Annotated in this window: 22 protein-coding genes; 5 read left to right on the top strand and 17 right to left on the bottom strand. The window is 59.1% G+C overall.

Translation table 11 applies throughout. The annotated features are described in order from the left end of the window. Positions 1-42: 42 nt before the first annotated feature. The gene (gene hemE / locus INHI_RS0119375) at positions 43-1,077 is read right to left on the bottom strand and encodes a uroporphyrinogen decarboxylase (protein ID WP_027248635.1); all 1,035 of its coding nucleotides are present in this window, start codon (positions 1,075-1,077) and stop codon (positions 43-45) included. A 110-nt stretch (positions 1,078-1,187) separates the two neighbouring features. Between hemE and hemC the strand changes: the two genes are divergently transcribed. Continuing rightward, positions 1,188-2,150 (top strand): hydroxymethylbilane synthase, encoded by a 963-nt coding sequence (gene hemC / locus INHI_RS0119370; protein ID WP_027248634.1) that lies wholly within the window; start codon positions 1,188-1,190, stop codon positions 2,148-2,150. An 80-nt stretch (positions 2,151-2,230) separates the two neighbouring features. Here hemC and INHI_RS0119365 read toward each other — a convergent pair whose 3' ends face one another. The 5 genes from INHI_RS0119365 to clpS form a co-directional block, all read right to left on the bottom strand. Beyond that, on the bottom strand, positions 2,231-3,070 hold the full coding sequence (locus INHI_RS0119365) for a glycoside hydrolase family 25 protein (protein WP_027248633.1): 840 nt from the start codon (positions 3,068-3,070) through the stop codon (positions 2,231-2,233). 126 nt (positions 3,071-3,196) lie between these two features. Continuing rightward, entirely contained in the window at positions 3,197-4,090 is an 894-nt protein-coding gene (gene hemF, locus INHI_RS0119360; protein WP_014881146.1) for an oxygen-dependent coproporphyrinogen oxidase, read from the bottom strand. 37 nt (positions 4,091-4,127) lie between these two features. Beyond that, complete coding sequence (locus INHI_RS0119355) at positions 4,128-4,931, bottom strand: SDR family NAD(P)-dependent oxidoreductase (protein ID WP_014875878.1); 804 nt, start codon at positions 4,929-4,931, stop codon at positions 4,128-4,130. A 106-nt stretch (positions 4,932-5,037) separates the two neighbouring features. Then, complete coding sequence (locus INHI_RS0119350; RefSeq protein WP_027248632.1) at positions 5,038-6,030, bottom strand: class I SAM-dependent methyltransferase; 993 nt, start codon at positions 6,028-6,030, stop codon at positions 5,038-5,040. Between the two features lie 14 nt (positions 6,031-6,044). After that, a complete protein-coding gene (clpS, locus tag INHI_RS0119345) occupies positions 6,045-6,386 on the bottom strand; it encodes an ATP-dependent Clp protease adapter ClpS (RefSeq protein WP_014875880.1) in 342 nt (113 codons plus the stop codon). 88 nt (positions 6,387-6,474) lie between these two features. Here clpS and INHI_RS0119340 point away from each other — a divergent pair, with 88 nt between their 5' ends. The 3 genes from INHI_RS0119340 to INHI_RS0119330 all read left to right on the top strand — a co-directional run bounded on the left by INHI_RS0119340 (position 6,475) and on the right by INHI_RS0119330 (position 9,488). Continuing rightward, positions 6,475-7,188: an HAD family hydrolase gene (locus tag INHI_RS0119340; protein WP_027248631.1), complete on the top strand. Its 714-nt coding sequence runs from the start codon at positions 6,475-6,477 to the stop codon at positions 7,186-7,188. A 39-nt stretch (positions 7,189-7,227) separates the two neighbouring features. Further along, positions 7,228-7,566 carry a hypothetical protein gene (locus INHI_RS0119335; RefSeq protein WP_027248630.1) on the top strand — a complete coding sequence of 113 codons (339 nt, stop codon included), beginning with the start codon at positions 7,228-7,230 and terminating at the stop codon, positions 7,564-7,566. A gap of 332 nt (positions 7,567-7,898) precedes the next feature. Beyond that, positions 7,899-9,488, top strand: coding sequence for a D-alanyl-D-alanine carboxypeptidase family protein (locus INHI_RS0119330; RefSeq protein ID WP_027248629.1), 1,590 nt, complete (start codon positions 7,899-7,901; stop codon positions 9,486-9,488). 84 nt (positions 9,489-9,572) lie between these two features. Here the strand turns inward: INHI_RS0119330 and ccoS are convergent, their stop codons facing one another. The 9 genes from ccoS to ccoN all read right to left on the bottom strand — a co-directional run bounded on the left by ccoS (position 9,573) and on the right by ccoN (position 18,783). Continuing rightward, positions 9,573-9,731 carry a cbb3-type cytochrome oxidase assembly protein CcoS gene (ccoS, locus tag INHI_RS0119325; RefSeq protein ID WP_014875884.1) on the bottom strand — a complete coding sequence of 53 codons (159 nt, stop codon included), beginning with the start codon at positions 9,729-9,731 and terminating at the stop codon, positions 9,573-9,575. A gap of 43 nt (positions 9,732-9,774) precedes the next feature. Then, positions 9,775-11,955 (bottom strand): heavy metal translocating P-type ATPase, encoded by a 2,181-nt coding sequence (locus tag INHI_RS0119320; RefSeq protein WP_027248628.1) that lies wholly within the window; start codon positions 11,953-11,955, stop codon positions 9,775-9,777. A gap of 6 nt (positions 11,956-11,961) precedes the next feature. Beyond that, a complete protein-coding gene (locus INHI_RS0119315; RefSeq protein ID WP_027248627.1) occupies positions 11,962-12,432 on the bottom strand; it encodes a FixH family protein in 471 nt (156 codons plus the stop codon). Beyond that, on the bottom strand, positions 12,429-13,868 hold the full coding sequence (gene ccoG, locus INHI_RS0119310; RefSeq protein ID WP_036767390.1) for a cytochrome c oxidase accessory protein CcoG: 1,440 nt from the start codon (positions 13,866-13,868) through the stop codon (positions 12,429-12,431). The genes INHI_RS0119315 and ccoG overlap by 4 nt, the downstream gene beginning before the upstream one ends. Positions 13,869-14,427: 559 nt before the next feature. After that, the gene (locus INHI_RS0119305) at positions 14,428-15,201 is read right to left on the bottom strand and encodes a transglutaminase-like domain-containing protein (RefSeq protein WP_027248625.1); all 774 of its coding nucleotides are present in this window, start codon (positions 15,199-15,201) and stop codon (positions 14,428-14,430) included. 152 nt (positions 15,202-15,353) lie between these two features. Next, positions 15,354-16,223, bottom strand: a complete 870-nt coding sequence (gene ccoP / locus INHI_RS0119300) for a cytochrome-c oxidase, cbb3-type subunit III (protein WP_027248624.1) — start codon at positions 16,221-16,223, stop codon at positions 15,354-15,356. Beyond that, the gene (locus INHI_RS0119295; RefSeq protein ID WP_014875890.1) at positions 16,220-16,417 is read right to left on the bottom strand and encodes a CcoQ/FixQ family Cbb3-type cytochrome c oxidase assembly chaperone; all 198 of its coding nucleotides are present in this window, start codon (positions 16,415-16,417) and stop codon (positions 16,220-16,222) included. Before INHI_RS0119295 ends, ccoP begins: the two co-directional genes overlap by 4 nt. Before the next feature lie 12 nt (positions 16,418-16,429). Then, on the bottom strand, positions 16,430-17,158 hold the full coding sequence (ccoO, locus tag INHI_RS0119290; protein WP_027248623.1) for a cytochrome-c oxidase, cbb3-type subunit II: 729 nt from the start codon (positions 17,156-17,158) through the stop codon (positions 16,430-16,432). A 14-nt stretch (positions 17,159-17,172) separates the two neighbouring features. Then, complete coding sequence (ccoN, locus tag INHI_RS0119285; protein WP_014875892.1) at positions 17,173-18,783, bottom strand: cytochrome-c oxidase, cbb3-type subunit I; 1,611 nt, start codon at positions 18,781-18,783, stop codon at positions 17,173-17,175. Positions 18,784-18,989: 206 nt separating this feature from the next. Here ccoN and INHI_RS0119280 point away from each other — a divergent pair, with 206 nt between their 5' ends. Further along, positions 18,990-19,829, top strand: a complete 840-nt coding sequence (locus INHI_RS0119280) for a universal stress protein (RefSeq protein ID WP_027248622.1) — start codon at positions 18,990-18,992, stop codon at positions 19,827-19,829. 61 nt (positions 19,830-19,890) lie between these two features. Here the strand turns inward: INHI_RS0119280 and fnrL are convergent, their stop codons facing one another. Both fnrL and INHI_RS0119270 read right to left on the bottom strand, forming a co-directional pair. Then, positions 19,891-20,631 carry a transcriptional regulator FnrL gene (fnrL, locus tag INHI_RS0119275; protein WP_014875894.1) on the bottom strand — a complete coding sequence of 247 codons (741 nt, stop codon included), beginning with the start codon at positions 20,629-20,631 and terminating at the stop codon, positions 19,891-19,893. Positions 20,632-20,917: 286 nt separating this feature from the next. Next, complete coding sequence (locus INHI_RS0119270) at positions 20,918-22,528, bottom strand: ABC transporter ATP-binding protein (RefSeq protein WP_051338978.1); 1,611 nt, start codon at positions 22,526-22,528, stop codon at positions 20,918-20,920. Positions 22,529-22,586: the final 58 nt, after the last annotated feature.

The following is a 22,586-nucleotide window of genomic DNA, read 5'->3' as shown; positions in this document are numbered from 1 at the left end:
CGCAAGATTATCGTAAGCATTACATTATGGAGTGCAGACGGATCAGCCGTCCCGCACAGCATCAATCATGCGCTGCACATTATCCGGGTCCGCATCAGGCGTGATACCATGACCAAGGTTGAAGATATGCGGCCCGTTACCAAAGGCTTTGACAATGCGGCGTGTGTCATCCACCAGCTCCTGACCGCCGGTGACCATATGACGAGACGCGAGATTGCCCTGCACACAGCCGTCCACCTGAACATGGGCTGCGGCCCATTCAGGATCCACTGAGTTATCAAGCGCGACACAATCCACCCCAGTTGCCTTGGCAAACCCGACGTATTTGTCACCTGCCTCACGCGGGAACCCAATGACCGGGATACTCGGGTGGCGCTGTTTCAGCGCCTCGGTGATCTGGCGGCAAGGCTCCAGCGCATATTTCTCAAACGCCTCGCCACTCAACGAGCCTGCCCAACTGTCGAAGATCTTAACCACCTCGGCGCCTGCTTTAATCTGCATCGACAAATATTCAATCGTCGCCTCTGTGATACGGGCCAGCAAGGCCTCAAACAGCGCGTTATTCTCCTGACGCAGCAGATGCGCAGGCCCCTGATCTGGGGTGCCACGCCCGGCAATCATATAGGTCGCGACAGTCCAGGGCGCACCGGCAAAGCCGATCAGCGTTGTTTCTGCAGGCAGCGCGGAAGAAAGCAAGCGCACCGTCTCATAGATGGGATTCAGCGTTTCATGAATATCGCTGACCGGGCCCAGCTTGGCGAAATCCGCCTCGGTGGTGATTGTCGAAAGCCGCGGCCCCTCGCCGGTCACAAACCACAGATCCGCTCCCAACGCCTGCGGCACCAGCAGGATATCGGCAAACAGAATCGCCGCATCAAACCCATAGCGACGGATGGGCTGCAGGGTGACCTCCGTTGCCAGCTCCGGATTATAGCAAAGCGACAGAAAATCGCCCGCCTCGGCCCGTGTGGCGCGATATTCCGGCAGATAGCGACCGGCCTGACGCATCATCCAGATCGGCGGCACATCCTGTGTCTCGCCCGCCAATGCACGCAGCAGTTTCTTCTGTTCGGCCATGGTCACCCTCATATCTGTGTTGCATCTGAGGTCTAGCCTTAGCGGCAAATTGTCAAGGGCAGCAGGACCGGTGCTTGTCATGGCATTATGTCGCGATTAAGGGTCAATGCATGACACAGACCGATCTGCCCTCCCCCGCTTCGCCCCTAAAAATCGGCACCCGCGGTTCGCCTCTGGCGCTGGCCCAGGCTCATGAAACACGCGCCCGGCTGGTTGCGGCCTTCGATCTGCCACAGAACGCCTTTGAGATCGTGGTGATCAAAACCAGCGGTGACAATCAGGCGCTGATCGCAGCGGACAAACCGTTGAAGGAACTGGGTGGCAAAGGTCTGTTCACCAAGGAAATCGAAGAGGATCTGTTGTCCGGCGCCATCGATATCGCAGTGCATTCGATGAAGGATATGCCTGTGGCGCAGCCTGCCGGATTGCTGCTGGATACCTATCTGCCCCGCGAAGACGTACGTGATGCCTTTGTCTCGCCAGATGTGACCGCCATCACCGATCTGCGCGCGGGGGCCGTTGTCGGCACCTCCTCCCTGCGGCGGCGTGCCCAGCTGCTGCATCGTCGCCCCGACCTGCAGGTGGTGGAATTTCGCGGCAACGTTCAGACCCGCCTGACCAAGCTGCGCGACGGTGTCGCAGAATGCACTTTCTTGGCAATGGCCGGTCTGAATCGCCTCGGCGCCGACCAGGTGCCCGCAACACCCATTCCGCCCGAAGACATGCTGCCCGCCGTCGCCCAGGGCGCCATCGGGATTGAGCGGCGCGCGGATGACAGCCGCACCGGCGATATGCTGGCAGCCCTTCACGACCGCGAAACCGGAGAGCGGCTGGCGGCAGAGCGCGCGTTTCTGGCCGCCCTTGATGGCTCCTGCGAGACCCCGATTGCCGGGCTGGCAACCCTAGAAGGTCGGACGCTGCGATTGCGCGGCGAAGTTCTGCGTCCTGACGGTTCTGAGGCGATCAGCGATGAGCAGACCTGCCCGGTTGAGGATGGCGCAGAACTGGGTCGTGAAATGGCGGCAAAGCTGCTGGCACAGGCGGGAGCGGGCTTCTTCGATTGGAAGCGCTAAGGGCTGGCCAAGGGGGGGCTAGGTTCTGCCTCGCACTCCGAGGTATTTGAAGCCAGAAGATTTATGTCAGATGTGGAGCCTCAGATCTGCCCTGACCAGCGCAACCAACGCTCTGGTCCACCGCCAAAGACATTCAAATCGACGTTCCCGTCAATCCCCGGCACCCGTCCGGTGCCGGTGTATTGCCAGAACCGCCAAAGCGCGCCGGGATAGGTGACATGAGGGTGATCCGCAACGGAGCGCAGCCAGAATTCGGTGCCCTTCAGGCGACCGATGCCAGTATCACGGTAGAAATCAACGGTGGTGTAGAGCACTGGGCGGCGTCCGTAATGCGCCTCAAGAATATCGAGAAACCGATCCGCCTCAGCACGGACTTTGCTGCCGGAAGGGCGTATTGTGCAGGTGCGCGAATGGGGGGTCCATTCCATATCCAACACGTGAGGCAAGGCGGCGCTGTCGCGCGGGACATGGCGGATGAACCAGCGCGCCTGCTCCGCAGCAGGGCGGCAGAAATAAAAATAGTGATAAGCCCCGCGTTTCACACCGGCCTGCCGGGCACCGCGCCAGTGATCGCGGAATTTTGGATCCGCCAGATCGCCGCCTTCGGTCGCCTTGAGATAGGCAAAGCTGATACCTGCCGCCTTCGCCCGGCGCCAGTTGATGTCGCCCTGCCAGCGAGAGACATCGATCCCGTGGATCGGATAGGACCAGGGCGTGCGGCCCTTCCACGGGTGTGGATCACTGTCGCCAAATTTGGGATGGGTGATCAACCGCGCGCGCGCCTGTGCGAGGCTGGCAGCGGTCTCACCAGGTTGAACCGGCTGACCGATCGGCGGTGAAGGCGGCGCAACAGATGCTGTGCGTGACCCGCAGGCGGCCAGCGTCAACACTGCTGCAATCAACAGCCAAATTCTGCTCATACGGACCTGCCCTGATTTGTCCCGGATCTGCGTGTGATACCACGCTTTGCCTCAGTAAAGCGCGACCAGCCAGTCAGAGCAATGATCAAGGCGTCCCCCTGCCGCGATCAGCAAAACACCGCGACGTCAGATCCATTTGGCCATTGGTGGCAGGCTCATCAGCACCGCATTGGCATCATGACCGGTCTCCAGCCCGAATTTAGTCCCGCGGTCATAGACAAGATTATATTCTGCATAGAGACCGCGATGGACCAGCTGGATGTCCTTTTCCGCTGCGCCGAACACCATCGGCCTGCGTTTTTCAACCAATGGCAGGTAGGCGGGAAGAAACGCGCGACCAATATCCTGCGTCAGGGCAAAGTCAGCCTCCCAATCACCACTGTTGCGATCATCCATGAAGATGCCGCCAACGCCTCGTGCCCGGTTGCGGTGGGGAATGTAGAAATACTCATCCGCCCATTCTTTCAGCTGCCCATAGAGCGTGTCCCCATGCGGTGCCAGATGCTGCTCCTGGGTGCGGTGGAAATGGGCGGTGTCCTCGTCATACTCAATACAAGGGTTGAGATCCGAGCCGCCTCCGAACCACCAGGCGTGTGGGGTCCAGAACATCCGCGTGTTCATGTGGACTGCGGGCGCATGGGGGTTCTGCATATGGGCGACAAGGGAGATACCAGAGGCCCAGAACCGCGGATCGTCCTGCATACCTGGGATCCCCTTGCGGGCCGCCATGGCGGATTGTGCGCGAGCCCCCAGGGTGCCGTAGACCTCGGAGATATTGACGCCAACCTTCTCAAACACCCGGCCACCGCGCATCACACTCATCAGGCCGCCGCCGGCATCGCTGCCATCCTCGGCTGTGCGCTTTGTCTCGCTGATCTCGAAACGGCCCGCCGTCTGATCACTGAAGGGGCCAGTGTCGTGGCTGTCTTCCAGCGCTTCAAAGGCCGCGACAATATCATCGCGCAAAGATTTGAACCAAGCCGCAGCGCGGGCCTTTTGGTCGATCATATCGGTGCTCATCTGGTCGCCTATGTCCGCAGGAAAGGGGTAAAATGGTTTAATGAACCGGTACTGCAACCGTGTCCAGCAACGTGCGTCCACCGTCCAATGTGACAATCTGTCCGGTCATGAAGGCCGCCGCGTCGGAGGCAAGGAACTGCGCCGCCTCGGTCAGTTCACTGGGAGAGGCAATCCGGCCCAACGGCGTATGCCGTTCGATATCCTGCCGGTAAGCGCGATTGTCCTTGAGCGTTGCCTGCATCGACGCGCTCATAACCGAGCCAAAGGCGATGGAATTGACGCGAATCCGATGCGGCGCAAGCGAGACCGACAGGGAACGCGTCAGCTGATCGAGTGCGGCTGATGCCACGCAATAGGCCATGAGCTCCGGATGGGACCGGCGCGCCGCTATGGAGGACAGGTTGATGATCGCGCCATTGGGTCCGCTGCTGTCGCGCTGCTCACCCTGTTTGATCATGCGTCGCGCCACCTGTTGTGACAGCCGCATGGTCGGCAGCAGAGTTTCATTGAGCAGCAGTTCCATCGACTCATCTTCCGGGTCCAGTGGATCGGTCGGCACCACCTGCCGGGCGCCGTTGACCAGAATATCGACCTCATCAAAGGCATCAATGGTTGCCGACAGGAGATTGGCAATGGTCAGCCGTTCTCGCAGATCCCCGGCAAAATAGCGGATGTTGCTCTCATCCGCTTGGGCGCCCAACTCACTCAGCAGGGCCTTTTCATCGGTATCGGCAAACATCACATTGGCGCCAGCCGCAGCAAATTGCTTGCCGATGGCCAAGCCGATGCCACTGGCAGAGCCGGTGACGATGGCCGTTTTGCCGGAAATGGAAAAAGACATAAATGACCTCCGTCAGGACCGAGAGAATGGACCAGTGGCCAGCCTCTTTTCTGCAACCTAGACTGCGGACAGAAACAAGGGAACCACCCTTTGTCGTCCGTCTGCGTCAGCGGCGATGACGGCGTGGGCGGCTGGCCTGCAGCACTTTAAATCGATTATCACCTGCGACCTCCGATACCGTAGCAAACTGTTCCGCAAGCGTGGCCTCATAGGGAAGATGCCGGTTGGCAACCAGCCAGAAGGCCCCGGCGGGCGCCAGCATCCCGGAGGCTGCTGTGATGAAGGCCTGCCCCAGCGATGGTTCCGCCGCGCGACTGGTGTGGAACGGTGGGTTGGAGATGACACAATCGACCCGCTCGGTTGTCTGCCAGCTGCGGGCATCCGCCCAGTGAAACTGGGCACGGGGATCGTTGATATTCTGCCGGGCGCAGCTGAGTGCGCTGTGGTCGGCTTCAACGAGATGCAGCGCCTGCACGGTCTCTCGTTGAAGAACCGCTGAGGACAGATACCCCCAGCCAGCGCCAAGATCGACCACATTGCGGCCGAGCTTTGCGGGCAGTGCGGCGACAAGCAGGGCCGAGGCCGGATCGACACCATCTGCGGAAAACACCCCCGGAGCGGTCTGAAACCCTCCGTCAATCTGCGTGGTTGCAACCTGCCAGTCGCTCAGGTCGGTGCCTGTCGCATCGAACCAAAACGCCTTACCGTGAGCCTTTGAGATGGGTGCCGAGACGTCACAACGGGCGCGCAGTGCTTTCAGCACCGAATCGACACCGTCCGTCTTGCCGCCATCGACCAGAACAGGACCGTCGCTGAGCTCTGCCGCCTGCGCCAAAAGGCCACGCGTCAGCGCCTTGGCACGCGAAAGGAACACAACCGATGCCGCGAACCGCACATCAGCAGGCAGCTCAGGCACGCAGTCATAGCCCCGCGCCGCAAGGGCGGCATGATCCGGCGCAAAGGGCTGGACGATCAGCACCCGCTCTTTCGGCAGCGCCGACAGGTCTACATCAGAGGCGGGGTGAAACACCGCTACACGACCGGTTTCGGGCACGGGAAATCCACCCGTCTCGACGGCCAAGGACAGGCGAACAGACATCTAGGAGCCTCTTTTTATTCTTCTTTTTCCATCGTGCATTGCAACGGATGCTGATGACGGTGGGCAAAATCCATGACTTGTCCCACCTTGGTTTCGGCGATTTCATGGCTGAACACACCAACCACAGCGACGCCTTTTTTATGCACGGTCAGCATCACTTCAAACGCCTCGGCATGTGTCATGTTGAAGAAGCGCTCCAACACCATGACCACGAATTCCATCGGGGTATAGTCGTCATTCAGCAACAGCACCTTATAGCGCGGCGGACGCTGCGTTTTGGGTCGGGTCTTGGTGAGGACACCGAGATCGGTATCGTCATCTGAATGATCCGACATCATAACTGGCGTAGGCAGCATTGGCACAGACTTCCGATCGTGGATGGATTTTGGTGTCCCGCTTATATAGCCTTTCTGACGAAGAGGAAAAGGGATTGAGCGTGTCGGATTGACCCGAAAATTGACAACAATTGGCTTCGATGCTGATGATACCCTTTGGCATAATGAACGATTTTTCCGCATTACTCAGGATCGCTTTGCCGAGTTGCTGATGGACCACGTTCCGCAGGAGCTCGATTCGCAAGCTCTCGGCGACCGTCTCTTAGCCGCGGAGAAGCAAAACCTTGGCCGCTATGGCTATGGCGTGAAAGGCTTCACGCTGTCGATGATCGAAACCGCCATTGAGGTGACGGATGCCCGCGTGCCGGCCTTCGTGATTCAGGAATTGATTGTCGCCGGCCAGATGATGCTGTCCTATCCGATTGAATTGCTGCCCAATGCGCAAAGCGCAGTGGAGGCCCTGGCCGACAGCCACCGGGTGGTTCTGGTTACTAAGGGCGATCTTCTGGATCAGGAGCGCAAACTGGCGCAATCCGGCTTGGGGGATCTTTTCGACGGGGTCGAAATCGTTTCGGAAAAAACACCACAGATCTATTCCGAGATTTTCGCCCGACACGGTGATGGCCCCGAACACGCAATGATGGTGGGGAACTCCATGCGATCCGATGTAGTGCCCATCATTGAGGCGGGCGGCTGGGGCACCTACGTTCCGCATGGCTTGGTCTGGGAGGTGGAATATGCCCCTGCTCCGGTTCACAGCCCGCGATATACCGAAATTGCCGATCTCAGCGCCTTGCCCACGCTGGTGGCGCGGATCAGTTAAGACGCCCCAGCCTCACCAAACGCCCCACGGCCCAACCCAATGGACACACCAATGCCTCATGCCGAAATCAAATACAGCAGCGATCTCGATCTTGATATCCCCGCGATCCTAGCTGAGATCGAACAGGTCATCCTGTCCCACGACGACGGTGCCGGCGATTGTAAGGGGCGCGGTTACCCGACCGATGCCTATCACCACACCCATGTTGCGGTGAAAGTCTTCGTGCTGGTGAAGCCGCATCGCGATGCAAATTTTTCCAGCACGTTACTTGCGGCACTACGGGCGGCAATCACGGCGCGAATCTCTGCCCCCTGTGCGTTTTCTCTGGAGCTGGCCTATACAGGTCCCTTCTATATTACCGGCCAGCATCAGCCCTGAGGATGAGCCCTGCCAACGGCGCGGCAAGCCAGTCGGCAGAGCGGAGAAGAGCCAACAGACAGTGCCTTCACTCGCCCTTGTTGCATCCCTGCACCAGACGGCAGCGCACAACCGCCGAAGGTCACATCCTTTGCGACTTTTTTTGCCAACACTTCCTTAACCAACCGCCGATCTAGTGGGTACCTTCCGGGCATTCCACTAGATATCGGATCCTCGGACCAGATCGCGATTTTCCCTTAAAAACCTCACTGTTTATTCCGAAGTGGCCCTGTGTTACGCTTTTTTAATACAGGCAAAAACGTCAGTCGGAAAACCGGCGGCAAGAGGCAAAAATGGCAGATATCGTGCAGGTCAAGCGGACTCCGCTGATCCGCGCACCGCGGGCGTGTTCCCGTCTGGGGCGTTGGGTCTTGGGACTGGTTATTTTCCTATCGATGGTCGCAACTGCGCCACCCGACGCGATGGCTGCGCCATATGCTGCAATGGTGATTGACGCTCGGACCGGAGAGGTCCTGCACTCGCGCAACGCCGATACCCGGCTGCACCCCGCCTCCCTGACCAAGATGATGACGCTCTACATCGCGTTTGAGGCAGTCCGCAACGGCGAGATCAGCCTTGATACCAAGGTAAAAATTAGCCGTAACGCCGCTTCCGAACAACCCTCCAAACTGGGCCTGAAAACCGGTCAGCGCATTGCTTTCCGTTACCTGATCCGCGCCGCTGCGGTGAAATCCGCCAATGACGCCGCCACCGCCATCGGCGAGACGCTGGCTGGATCCGAGGCCGCTTTCGCCCGGCGCATGACCCGCACGGCCAAGGCGCTTGGCATGTCGCGAACCACTTTTAAAAACGCCCACGGCCTAACCCAGAAGGGGCATATGTCCACCGCCCGCGACATGACAACGCTGGGGCGGCATCTGCTCTATGACTATCCCGAATACTACAACCTCTTCTCGCGCCGCTCGACGGATGCAGGCGTGCGCAAGGTGCCAAACACCAATCGCCGCTTGCTGGCGGCCTACCGTGGCGCTGACGGGATCAAGACTGGCTACACCCGTGCGGCAGGTTTCAACCTCGTCGCCTCTGCCGAACGTGGGAATGAACGGGTCATCGCCACGGTTTTTGGTGGCAAATCCTCCACCTCCCGCAACGCTAAGGTGGCCGAACTGCTGGACCTCGGCTTTCGCCGGGCGCCCAGCCGCGCCAAACTCCGCCGCCCGGCCCGCCCGCCATATCAGGGCAATCGGGGTCTCGGAACACAGCTGGCCAGCGCTGGCGACAGCACACCAAACGGTGCGGCAGGAAAAACCATCCGGGTTTCGGGTCTGGTAAAGACCAGCCTGCGTCCCAAGGGCCGTCCAGCCTCCACCGCGCCTGAGGTTCCAACGCTACTGGCGGAGGCGCAAACAGACACCGCAACCGTCGATGCGCCAACCATCGAAACACCAACCGCCGCAAGCGAAGCTGCACCAAAACTGGATCGTGATGTGCTGCAGGCCAGCATCACCGCAGCGATTGCCGAAGCAGAAGTCATCGCTGCCGTGGCCGAGCAAGCCTCAGCCCCGATCGCCAAACCGCGCCCCTTTGTCGGGCTGCGTCCGATGGCGCGCCCCGCGCGGCTGGCTGAAAACCAGACAACCGCAGAGCCGGAACCCGTGGTTGTCACCCGCCTGTCCACATCAGGCGGACGGTACTGGGGAATCAATGTCGGGCGCTACGGCAGCCGCTATCAGGCCGAAAAGGTGCTGCTGCGTACAGCCCTGGCCGAAATGGCCACCCTGGACGGCAGCCTGCGCAAAGTTGTCAGAACACCTCGTGGCTTTGATGCCAATTTCCTTGGCATGACAAAAGAGAGTGCGGCCCTCGCCTGCCGCCGCCTCTCTGCCCGCAATATCACTTGCGAAACGGTCGGTCCCTCCTGAGCGCGGGATCGCAGAGCCAACAGGAGAAGGCGCCCATGAGGCGCCTTTTCTTTTGACCGACAGCTCCCGGTTGGAAAGGCATTCTCAGGGTTTTGGGTGGTCGTCCCACTCATCGTTCAGGATACGGCGCGCGTCCCCTTCGGGGTCATCATATTGATTCGAACGCACGGTATAGAGAAACCCGACAAGGCCAATGCCCCCCAAAAACAGGGATATCGGAATCAAATAGGTCAATACACTCATCAGAACTCTCTTGATCTGGGGCCGCAGTCGTGCGCGCAGTTCATTACCGCAGACGCAGCGCGTTCAGGGACACTGTAATCGACGAGGTCGACATCGCCAAGGCAGCCACCAACGGGGTCGCCAAACCGGCGACGGCGAGGGGGACTGCAATCACATTATAAAGCGTTGCAATGCGGAAATTCTCACGAATGCGGCGAGTTGCCTTCTGTGCGACGCTGCAAGCCTCGGCGATCGGTGACAGATCCTGCCCCAGCAGAACAATATCGGAAGCCACCCGCGCGGCATCCAGCGCTGAGGCAGGTGAGATGGAGACATGGGCCGCAGCCAACGCTGCCGTGTCGTTAAGACCGTCGCCCACCATCAGCACCCGATGTCCCTGCTGCGACAACAACGATACCTGATCGCATTTGTCCTGCGGCAAGGCTGAGGCGATCCAGGTCTTGATCCCAAGACGCATCGCGAGATCACGAACCGCCCCCTCTGTGTCGCCGGAGATCAGCCGAACATCTTTGCCCACCTTCAAAAGCGCCTCAACGGCGTCAGCAGCCCCAGGCCGAAGATTGTCGGAAAACGTCAGAGCCCGTGGTGCGCCTGCGCCCCGATCAAGATAGGCCGCAGTCTTTTGTCCCGGCTCGGCTCCGACCCAGGCCGCGCGGCCAAGGCGCACCCGTTGCCCCTCATACAGGGCTTCACTGCCATATCCGGGAACTTCTTCCTGTGCGGTCACTGCGACGGCCTCCATCCCCGCCTGCTCGGCCGCGCAGCAGATTGCAACCGATAGCGGGTGGTCCGACCCCTGCGCCAATGCAAAGGCCAGCCTCTGGTCCGACAGCGACAAGTGGTCAAAATCGTCACAGCGTGGCTGCCCATTGGTCAGCGTACCGGTCTTGTCGAAAACGACGGTATCCACCTCTGCCAGACGTTCCAGCGCGGTTGCATGTTTGATCAACATGCCTTTCTTGAACAATCGGCCAGAGGCTGCCGTGGTCACCGCAGGTACCGCCAGCCCCAGCGCACAGGGGCAAGTTATGATCAATACAGCTGCCGCGATATTCAGCGCGACCCGCATGTCGAAGGTGAAGAAATACCAGCCGAGGAAGGCCAGTCCCGACAGGATGTGAACCCCCGGCGCATAAAGCTTCGCCGCACGATCCGCCAGTGAGGTATAGCGCGAGCGTCCGGACTCCGCGATGGCGACAAGATCCGCCAGCTGATGAAGAGAGCTCTCATTTCCGACAGCTGTGGCACGGATTACCAAGGGACCGGTCAGATTAACCTCCCCTGCCGAAACCGAGCTTCCGACTTCGGCAAAAACCGGCAGCGTTTCGCCCGTCAGCAAGGATCGGTCCAGTTCAGATTGCCCCTCCAGCACGACGCCATCCACGGGCATTCGCCCACCCGGACGCACAAGAATATGGTCATCGATGGACAGATCCGCGACAGCCACCTCCACCGGTTGCCCAGCCGAATCCAGACGCAGCGCACGCGGCACTTCCAGGGCGGCCAGCTCCTCCGCAGCAGACCGGGCGACCGCGCGGGTGCGATGGTCCAGATACCGCCCGGCCAGCAGGAAGAATGTTAATGTCAGCGCCGCATCGAAATACGCATGTTCTCCGGAAAGGGAGGTCTCCCACAGCGATGTCAGCAGGGCCAGAACAATTGCCAGAACAATCGGCACGTCCATATTCAGCCGCCCCACTCGCAGGGCCTGCCATGCATTGCGGAAGAACGGCTGCCCCGCAAACAGGATCGCCGGAAAGGTGATCGCCGCAGAGATCCAATGGAACATATCGCGGGTTGCGTCGCTCGCCCCGGACCAGACCGAAATCGACAGCAGCATCACGTTCATAGAGGCAAAGAAAGCAACCGCCAACCGCATCAGCAGGTCACGACCGGCCTGATCTGTCTGGGTTGCACTCAGCGCGGCGAGGTCCAACTCATGCGCCTCAAAACCCAAACGCTCCAAGACTGGTACGAGATCCAAGGCGCGGACCTCCGGGTCGGCCTCAATCAGCGCGCGTTTAAGTGTAAGATTCACCCGCGCGCTCCGCACGCCCGGCACCGCATTCAGTCCACGCTCAACGGTAGAGATACAGGCCTGACAATGGATGCTGGGCAATGACAGCGCCAAGCGTGCCTCCGTCGGCGCCTGCTCTACTGTGCCATTTGGTGCAGCAACGCAGCCCGGACAGGCAGCAAGTTGGGGGCGGACGGCGGTGCTCATGGCTGTTTACCGCGCCACATGCAGAATGACACGCTGCGTGAACTCGGTACCGTCTTCCGCCCGGGCCACCATGCGAATGTTCCAGTTTCCAGCGCTCAACTCTGCGGGGGCGACATAAGCCGTGCCGTCGAACCGAAAATCAGGCGTCTGATCGTCCTTCACATGGGTCGCACGACCAAGGGTCGCGTGCAACGCTGCCACCTCAACCGGCGCGCCATCAGCATCGGTGATTTCCAGTTTCACCTGATCGCCAACAGCCGAAGCATAGACGGACCAGCCCAGTGCCTGCTGCGCATCGCGGCGGGCATCAAAGCTCTGACTGGCGACATAGCTGTTCTTCACTTCAAGCCCCGGAAAGGTGCGAACCGCATTGACCGCCAGCGCAATATTGACGCCGATGATCACAGTGAACGCGCTTCCAAAAACCATGAGCATGTGCCAGCCGGTGAATTGCCGTGGTGTTTTACCTTCAATCATTGCCCGCTTCCCCGCCCGTTATAGCTGGTATCCTTATACGCGCGCTCTCCATTGTCGAGGTCGGCGACCCAAATCCGTACCGGCGTGCTGCGTGCAGATGCAGCGTTGGCGGTTTTTGGGGCCACGATATAGACCCGCTGAAGGAAGCTTGTATCCGCAGGTACGGTGACGACCGTGCCATCAATCCCCTCAAGATCGAGCTGCATCGCAGGCTCCCCCTTGATTGACAGCTCAAACGGGCGAGGTTCGCCGGTCTTGTTGCGCAATCGCACATCGTAGGTGTTGCGGATTGATCCGTCGGAGAGGGTCACAAAGGTCGGGTTGCGCACCGGAGCAACAGTCAATTCGATGTCAGAGCGGATAAACAGGGCAAACAACAGCGCCAGACCGACGCTCCCCCACAGGGCCGTATACATGATGGTCCGCGGCCGCAGGACGTGTTTCCAGATGTTCTTGGGCGGGTGGCCTGCCCGCTCATTCGCCTCATCGCTCAGCGCCATGTAGTCGATCAATCCGCGCGGCTTTCCGATCCGTTCCATCACGTCATCACAGGCATCGATACAGAGTGCGCAGGTAATACACTCCATCTGTTGCCCATCGCGAATGTCGATCCCCATCGGGCAGACATTGACGCAGGCCATGCAATCAATGCAGTCGCCATGCACCAGACCAGGCTCATCGGTCTTGCGAGGCTTGCCACGCGGCTCTCCGCGCCATTCACGATAGCCAACGGTCAGGGTATCCTCATCCATCATCGCGGCCTGAATACGCGGCCAGGGGCAGGCATAGATACAGATCTGTTCTCGGGCAAAGCCACCAAAGAGAAAGGTCGTGCCAGTCAGAATAGCCATCGTGGTATAGGCAACAGGGTGGGCCTGACCGGTCAGCAGATCACGCAGAAGGGTCGGTGCATCTGCGAAGTAGAACACCCATGCGCCCCCGGTCGCCAACCCGATCAGGAGCCAGACCACCCATTTGGTAATCCGCAGGCGCGCCTTTCTGAAATCCAGATTTTTCTGGCGGTGCAGGCGCAATCGCGCATTTCGATCCCCTTCAATCCAGCGTTCCACCAGAATGAAAAGGTCGGTCCAGACAGTCTGCGGACAGGTGTAGCCACACCAGACACGGCCAAGCGCCGAGGTGAATAGAAACAACCCCAGCCCGGCCATGATCAGCAGGCCGGCGACGAAGTAGAATTCATGTGGCCAGATTTCGATCCAGAAGAAATAAAATCGCCGGTTGGCCAGATCCAGTAAAACCGCCTGATCCGGTAGTGTCGGCCCCCGGTCCCAGCGGATCCAGGGCGTCAGGTAGTAGATCCCCAGCGTCACCGCCATGATATACCATTTCAGGTTTCGAAACGGCCCGGACACACGGCGAGGGAATATCGGCTCACGGGCGGCATACAGGCTGGGGGCGGGATCGGAATCGCTCACGGACTCACTCCAAATCTTGCTTTGTTGCAGCGGTTGTCCCAGATGCGCCACGGACGAACCTTGACGTGGATCAAACGCATATACAGAACGCATCTTTGCCCCTACTCGGACGCCGTCAACCGGGCGCGGCATTCTGTCCCGAAACGCAATACACGCCATAAACACATATAATACAGTCGTTTACACATTGTTGCGACGAGCACCCCCGCGTCGCCGCGTCGCAGATGTGACACCAGAGCGCAGGCTTATTTACAGACCACCTTCTCGCTATAGAAGAGTGTAGCGCGATCGCTGCGCGCTGGGTAGCGCGACGTTCGCCAGAACACATCGGCCCTGTCAGCCATCTGGGAGGATCAGGGCGTCGGCTTTTCAGGAAACGCGCGAACAGATCGAAAAGCCGACGCCGGGTCCGCCCCTGCAAAGCAGGAGAGCGAACTGGACAGCCATCAGCGCTGGAAAGGGCGAACCGATGGCATTGTCTCAAGAAGGGATATTACCCGGTTACGCTGCTTGGGTATTTGACAGGGATCAAAGACCCGTAAAATAGGGCACCCCGATTTTAGCTATCCATGAACACCCGATCCGGAACATCCGGCTTCAGCCCCTTGTCACCGCCAGGCAAGGTCGGCACAACCCCGCGCCGGATCGCTGCCACCCGACGGTTCATCCAATGGCGAATGATGTTTCGATAGAGCCGACCCCGCACCCCCGTGAGATCCTGCTGATGCTGGCCAAAGAACGCATCCGGACTGTCGAAAATACCAAGATCGGCATTGATCCCGGCTCTCTGAATATAAGTATCCCGTCCCTGCCACGTGATCATTGGCGCTTGCAGGCAATCGGTCCCCGCCCCATAGGCACATAACGATGTCCGGCCCGGAAACGCCGCTTGCAACGAACCCAAGACCTGCTGATCAAGGATGAACCCCTCAAGATTGATCCACTGGGCGTCCAGACGAACCTCGACCCATGAATGCAGGATGCTGCGTGGCGCCATCCAATAAACCAGCTCAGGCACTATTCCGCGTTGTAGGCTCTTGTCTATGGTGAACCCGTGCAGTCGGCATGGGATACCAAGTGCGCGCAGCACTGCCATCAGCAATGTCGCTTTTGTGTTGCACTGACCATAGCCATCCGCAAGAACCAGAGAGGCTTGGCGCGTGTCCGCGACATTGTAGCCAAACAGGATCTCATCACGGACGTAGTCATAGGCTGCGCCGATCCGGTCATGAGGTGACAACCGCTGCCAGCCACGTTCTGAGATCAACGCTGTTATCGCTGGCGCCTTGCTGTCGAGCATCGGAGTTATGTCAAGGAAACGGGTATCGGGCATGAAGTCACCTATTTAGCTGCCCACCCTTACTGCACTCTACAGCAGCTGTAGCTTCAAGCAGAAAATGAACCATGTGCCGACATATTGAAACGAAACGGGGCCGCCCGAAGGCAGCCCCGCTTGATGCTGATGATATATGGAAGGGCGCAGCCTTACTCACCGCCACCCAATTGGTGCACGTAGGCGGTCACCGCACGGATCTGGGCTTCTGTCAGCCGCGCGTTCCAGTTTGGCATGACCCCGTAACGCGAGTTGTAAACGGTTTCGGTCAGTGTCGCGTGATCCCCACCATAGAGCCAAATGGCATCTGCAAGGTTCGGCGCGCCCTGAGAGCGGTCACCGGTGCCATCTTCCATGTGGCAAGAGGCACAATTATCCGCGAAGATCACTGCCCCCGGCGCGACCTTGTCGGCATCCTGAGGCTCACCCGAAAGAGACATCACATAGTTCACAACCTGATCAATCTCTTCCTTCTCCAGCAACTCATCCCGGCCAAAGGCTGGCATCTCCGAGTAGCGCGCATCGTCGCTCTCTTCGTTGCGGATACCATGGGCAATGGTGGCATGGATATCCTCCATCGACCCGCCCCAAAGCCAGTCATCATCCAGCAGGTTCGGGTAGCCTTTCGCCCCAGCCGCGCCAGCGCCGTGACACTGGGCGCACCAGGTCTTGAACACCGCAGAGCCGGCCGAGACCGCATAGCCGTTCAGCTCGGGATCGGTGGTAATAGACGCCAGCTCAATCTCCTCCAAACGGCTGTTGATTGGGGCGTTGGCCTCATTCACGGCTGCGATTTCTTCAGCGACCAGCGCTCTGGAATTCCAGCCCAGCACACCAGCCGTCGCCGATTGGATCCCCGGCCAGGCGGGATAGGCAACGGTATAGCCGATGGCCCAGATAATGGTCGCATAGAAGGTCCAGAGCCACCACCGCGGCATCGGATTGTCGAATTCCTCGATCCCGTCCCAGCTGTGGCCGGTGGTATTCGGATCGTCCTCGAACTTCTTCACTTTCTTGCTCATGACCGCGCCTCCTTGGCTTTACCCATTTCTGGGGCGGGTTTGTCTTCGTGCCGGAAGGGGATGTTGGCAGTATCCTTGTAGACCTTGGAGCTGCCCGGGCGAAACGCCCAGACCACCACGGCCAGGAAGAATACAAACAGGAAGAGTAGCATCCAACTGTCGGCGAATTCCCGAAGCAGAGTATAAATGTCCATGTCTGCCTCCAATCAGCGGTTGGCGACGGGGGTAAAGGTCGAGAAATCAACCAAGGTCCCCAGCATCTGCAGATAGGCGATCAAAGCGTCAGCTTCGGAGATCCCGGGCTGACCGTCGAAGTTCCGGACGCTGACCTTCTCGCCATAGCGCTCCAGCAGGCCGTCATAGTCGGCATCAGGATTGCTTTGCGCACGAAAGTCTGCCTGTGCGTTCTCCAACATCCCGTCGGAATACGGCACCCCGACAAATGCATTCGCCGCCATCACATCACCGATGTATTCGCCATCAATCCGGTTGTTCTCAAGGAAGCCGTACTTCGGCATCACGGATTCCGGCACCACCGACTGCGGATCGCGCAGGTGATCGACGTGCCATTCGTCCGAGTAGCGACCGCCCACACGGGCCAGATCCGGACCGGTCCGCTTTGACCCCCACTGGAACGGGTGGTCATACATTGACTCTGCGGCCAGCGAATATGGTCCGTAACGTTCGACCTCATCGCGCATGGGACGGATCATCTGACTGTGGCAGACGTAGCACCCTTCGCGGATGTAGATATCACGCCCGGCCAGCTCCAGCGGGGTGTAGGGACGCATGCCTTCCACCTCTTCGATGGTGTTTTCCAGCCAGAACAGCGGTGCGATCTGGACCAGACCACCGATGGTCACAACCAGGAAGCTGCACACCAGCAGGAGGGTCGCGTTGGTCTCGAGGATTTTGTGTTTGTCGAGAATTCCCATTGCTCGGGCCCTCCTTATTCAGCAGGGACTGCGACGGTCAGGCTGGCCTCTTTGGCCGGCGCACGCCGTACAGTCATCCACAGGTTGTAGCACATGATCAGGGCACCAGCGAGGAACATGACCCCACCCAGAGCGCGCACCACGTACATCGGGAATTTCGCAGCCACGGTGTCTGCAAAGGAGTTCACGAGGAACCCGTTGGCATCAACTTCACGCCACATCAGGCCTTCCATGATGCCGGTCACCCACATGGATGCCGCGTAGAGAATGATGCCAATGGTGGCCAACCAGAAATGCCAGGACACCAGGCTGAGGCTGTAGAGACGCTCACGTTTCCACAAAACCGGCACCAGGAAGTACAGCGCACCAAAAGTGATCATGCCGTTCCAGCCAAGCGCGCCGGAGTGAACGTGACCAATGGTCCAGTCGGTGTAATGCGACAGCGAATTCACCGCGCGGATCGACATCATCGGGCCTTCAAAGGTGGACATGCCGTAAAAGCCGATCGAAATCACCATCATCCGGATCACCGGGTCGGTGCGCAGCTTGTCCCAAGCGCCGGACAGCGTCATCAGGCCGTTGATCATGCCACCCCAGCTGGGCATCCAGAGCACGATCGAGAACACCATACCAAGGGTCGAGGCCCAATCCGGCAGAGCGGTGTAATGCAGGTGGTGCGGACCGGCCCAGATGTAGAGGAAGATCAACGCCCAGAAGTGGATGATCGACAGCTTGTATGAGAAAACCGGACGCTCAGCCTGCTTCGGCACGAAGTAGTACATCATGCCAAGGAACCCCGCAGTCAGGAAGAAGCCCACAGCGTTGTGGCCATACCACCATTGGACCATCGCATCCTGTACGCCTGACCACATGATCACCGATTTGGAGCCCCAAATGCTGACGGGTATCGTCATGTTGTTGACCAGATGCAGCATGGCGACGGTCACGATGAACGCAAGGTAGAACCAGTTTGCCACATAGATATGCGGCTCCTTACGCTTGATCACGGTGCCCAGGAACACCGCCAGATAGGCCACCCAGACGATGGTCAACCAGAGATCAACATGCCATTCCGGTTCTGCATATTCCTTGGACTGGGTCGACCCGAACAGATAGCCGGTCGCCGCCAGCACGATGAACAGCTGATAGCCCCAGAACACGAACCATGCCAGATTACCCCCCCAGAGACGGGCGGCCGAGGTGCGCTGCACCACGTAGAATGAGGTCGCGATCAGCGCATTACCACCAAAGGCAAAAATCACCGCCGAAGTATGCAGAGGCCGCAGCCGCCCGAAGTTGGCCAGGCCTTGCGCCCACTCGAAGTTCAGGACCGGGAAGGCCAACTGAAAGGCGATGAAGACACCCACCAGAAACCCGACCACGCCCCAGAACGCGGTTGCCACCACACCGGCGCGCACCACACTGTCAAAGTACTCGCCCTGCAGCGATCCCGTTGCAATCACAGGCTCATCGGTGTGTCGAAGGGTGTATAGAAACAGCCCGCCAGCCACGATCATGATGATGATCGCATGAACCTGATAGGCCAAATCCCGCGCGTAATTGGTCGCGATCATCGCAAAGAGCGTGACCAAACCAAGCACGATTAGCTTGATATAATTAGACATCTTGCGTCCCTTTTCCTTGCCCGACACGATTCTCTGGCTCGCGTCAGACAGTTTTTTCTGAGCCTTAAATGCAAAACTGCGCAGAACAACGCCTTGATCTGTATCAAGACAGTTTGCCGCAGAATGTGAGATGCACCTTCATAATGACGCAACTCGCGGCACAACCACAAGTTCGTTGCAGTCGCCCATACACATGCGAGGTTAATATGTCCTACAAGACACTGCTGACTGTCCTGACCACCCCCGCAAACACCGAAACGCAGCTGGAGCAGTCGATCTCGCTGGCCCGGCTGGCCGATGGCCATGTCGACGCGCTCTGCCTCGGTGTAGATCGCACGCAGACGGGGTATTATTATGCGGGTGCCAACGCGATGGTGCTGCAGGAAACCCTCGCCCGCGCCAAAGAAGAGGTTAACGCTATCGAAGCAACAGCGACGAAGCGGTTGGCGCAATCCGCGGTCGGCTTCAACGTTGAGACAGGCGTCGCACAGATGGCTGATATCGGACGCCACGTTGCGCGGTTGGCGCGGTTTTGTGATCTTGTGGTGCTGGGACAACCCTATGGCAAGGATCGCCCCGCCGAGGCTGAGGCCATCGTCGAAGCTGCCCTCTTTGAAGGCCGTGCGCCTGTGCTTGTGGTGCCGGATGATGCGCCTCTGCCAGCGCAGCCAAAAACCGTATTGGTCGCCTGGAACGAAAGCATCGAAGCAATGACCGCCATTCGCAAGGCGCTGCCAATGCTACAGGCAGCGGATGTGGTCCGCGTCGTTGTCATCGACCCGCCGCAGCACGGGCCGGAACGCTCAGATCCAGGCGGGCTGCTGTGTCAGATGCTGTCGCGCCATGGGGTCAAATGCGAGATTGATGTGCTCAGCAAGACGATGACACGTGTCTCAGATGTGCTGAACCGGCATGCGGTCGATACAGCTGCAGATCTGATCGTGATGGGGGCCTACGGGCATTCCCGTTTCCGCGAGGCGATCCTGGGCGGCGCAACCCGCAACATGCTGGAGAAGGCAAAAGTGCCGGTTATGATGGCCCATTAAGGCAGGGACGCAGGTACAGAGGGGGCGACACATTCGCCCCCTTCGCCTCCTAGAGAGGTGGTCAGATCAGGCAACCGCCGTCGCTGTCATCTCCTGCCTCCTCCATAAGGCGCCCCATGTCAGGCACGGTCACATGGCGCTTGCCCTCCAGTTCGATCACACCGTCCTTACGCAAGGCGGAGACCTGTCGACTGACTGTTTCCAGCGTCAGCCCCAGATAGTCTGCCATGGCCTCGCGGGTTAGTGGCAGATCAAAAACGCGTCGGTTGCTATCCTTGTGGAGCTGTAAGGAAGCATCACGCCGCGCCAGGATGGACAACAAGCTTGCAATCTTCTCGCGCGCTGTTTTACGTCCCAGAACCAGCATCCATTCCCGGGCAGCGTCCAGCTCATCCAATGTCATCTCAAGCAGACGATGCGCAACATGCGGAGTTTTGGCCATCATCTCCTCAAATGGTTTCTTGCGAAAACAGCACATGACCACGGTTGAGGTTGCCACCACATTATAGGCAGCCGTATCGCGCCCGGGTCGGCCAACAAAATCGCTGGGCAGCAGCAGACCGACCATCTGGGTCCGCCCGTCCTCCATGGTCTGCGTCAGGGTTGCGATCCCCGAAACGACGGAGCCGACAAAATCCATCCGGTCGCCGGACCAGGTGATGGGTTGGCCGGCGTCATAGGTGCGGTAGTACTTGATAGAATCCAGCACCTCCAATTCGTCCGCATCACAGCGCGCACAAACGGCACGATGACGAATAGGGCAATCGCCGCAATTGACGTTCTGAATGGTAGGAGCGTTCATGAGAGGTCCGATTTGATCTGCACTAAGGCTAATGCTCACCTTCCGGTGACAATTTATACATCCGTCGCGTAAATCACAATTGGCAACGCGGCGTTTGTTGGGGCAACGCAGAGGGCATGTATCCGTCGTCGCCTACAGCGATCGCAGCCCCCCTCTTAACAATGACAGGGGCTTATCCGCTTCGCAGGGCCATGGGCCGTGGCTCCCTGATCGGATGTGCCATACTGTCGCGACGACCCAAGCCGCCGATCTGCGAAACCGCGAGATGATTTTGCGCGAACCGCCGTTATCCGGCCGCAGCAAGAAGTTGCTGCGTGTAAGGATCCGATGGATTGTTGAACAGCTCAGCCGCTGAGCCCGCCTCAACCACATCACCTTGCTTCATCACGATCATCTTGTGCGACATGGCCCGCACTACATTCAGATCATGTGAGATGAAAAGATACGCAAGCCCATACCGCTCCTGCAGGTCGCGCAACAGATTGACGATCTGAACCTGCACCGTCATGTCCAGTGCCGAGGTCGGTTCATCCAGAACCACCAGTTTAGGTCGCAGCACCATCGCCCGCGCAATCGCAATCCGCTGCCGCTGACCACCTGAGAATTCATGCGGATAGCGGTCCATAAATGCCGGATCCAGCCCCACCTCACTCATCACCTCAGCAACCAGATCCCGCGGATCACGGTCCTGATCGACGTTGTGAATAGCCAACCCTTCGGCAATAATCTGAGCACAGGTCATCCGCGGGCTGAGCGCCCCAAAGGGGTCCTGGAACACGATCTGCATATCTGCCCGCAACCGGCGTAAATCACGGGTCGACCATTGCCGCAGATCCTGTCCCTGAAACTCAACTCGCCCCTCCGAGGCGATGAGACGCATAATGGCCAACGCCAACGTGGTTTTGCCGCTGCCGCTTTCGCCAACAATGCCCAACGTTTCACCCGCGCGGACTGACAGAGACGTCGGATTCACCGCCTTCACATGGCCGACGGTGCGTTTCAGAAAACCCTTTTGAATGGGAAACCAGACCTTCAGATCCTCAGTCCGGATCAGCTCCTTCGCGTCCTTTGACACCGGTTGAGGCTGGCCGGTCGGCTCCGCGTCCAGCAGCTTGCGCGTATAGGGATGCTGCGGATTGGCAAAAATCTCAGCCGTTGGGCCGCTTTCAACGATCTCACCGGCCTGCATAACGCAGACGCGATCCGCGATCCGGCGCACAATGCTCAGATCATGGGTGATGAACAGCAACCCCATACCCTCGCTGGCTTTCAGATCCGCAAGCAGGTCGAGGATCTGCACCTGAATAGTGACATCAAGGGCGGTTGTCGGCTCATCAGCGATCAGGATATCGGGTTTGTTGGCAAGGGCCATGGCAATCATCACCCGCTGTCGCTGCCCGCCGGAAAGCTGATGCGGATACGCGTCGAGACGGGTCTCCGCGTCCCGGATACCAACCCGGTTCAGCAGATCCACAATCCGCTCCCGTGCCGCTGCACCGCCCAGCCCCTGATGCAAGGCAAGGGACTCCGCCAACTGTTTCTCAATCGTATGCAGCGGGTTGAGAGAGGTCATCGGCTCTTGAAAGATAAAGCTGATATCGTTGCCTCGCACCTGCCGCAGATGGCGCTCACTGGCGCCGACCATCTCGGTACCATCATAGGTAACGGAACCGCTCACTGTGGCGCTATCGCCCAGCAGTGAGACCGTCGACAGCGCCGAAACCGATTTGCCTGAGCCGCTCTCCCCCACCAACGCGACCGTTTCCCCACGACCCACGGAAAAAGAGACACCGCGCACCGCCTCCGTCACCTTGCCATCCTGGCGAAAGGAGACATGGAGATCCCGGACACTCAGCAACGGGGTAGGTTTTTGAGTTACGGTCATCGAATTGCCCATAGGTTAGAACATCTGTCTGTTGCACTGCATCTCGGCACAAAACAGATCATCCATTCGT

This window comes from Phaeobacter inhibens DSM 16374 (assembly GCF_000473105.1).
Lineage (GTDB): Bacteria > Pseudomonadota > Alphaproteobacteria > Rhodobacterales > Rhodobacteraceae > Phaeobacter > Phaeobacter inhibens.
The sequence above is the reverse complement of the archived record's forward strand: the minus strand, read 5'-3'. Positions and strand labels throughout refer to the sequence as shown.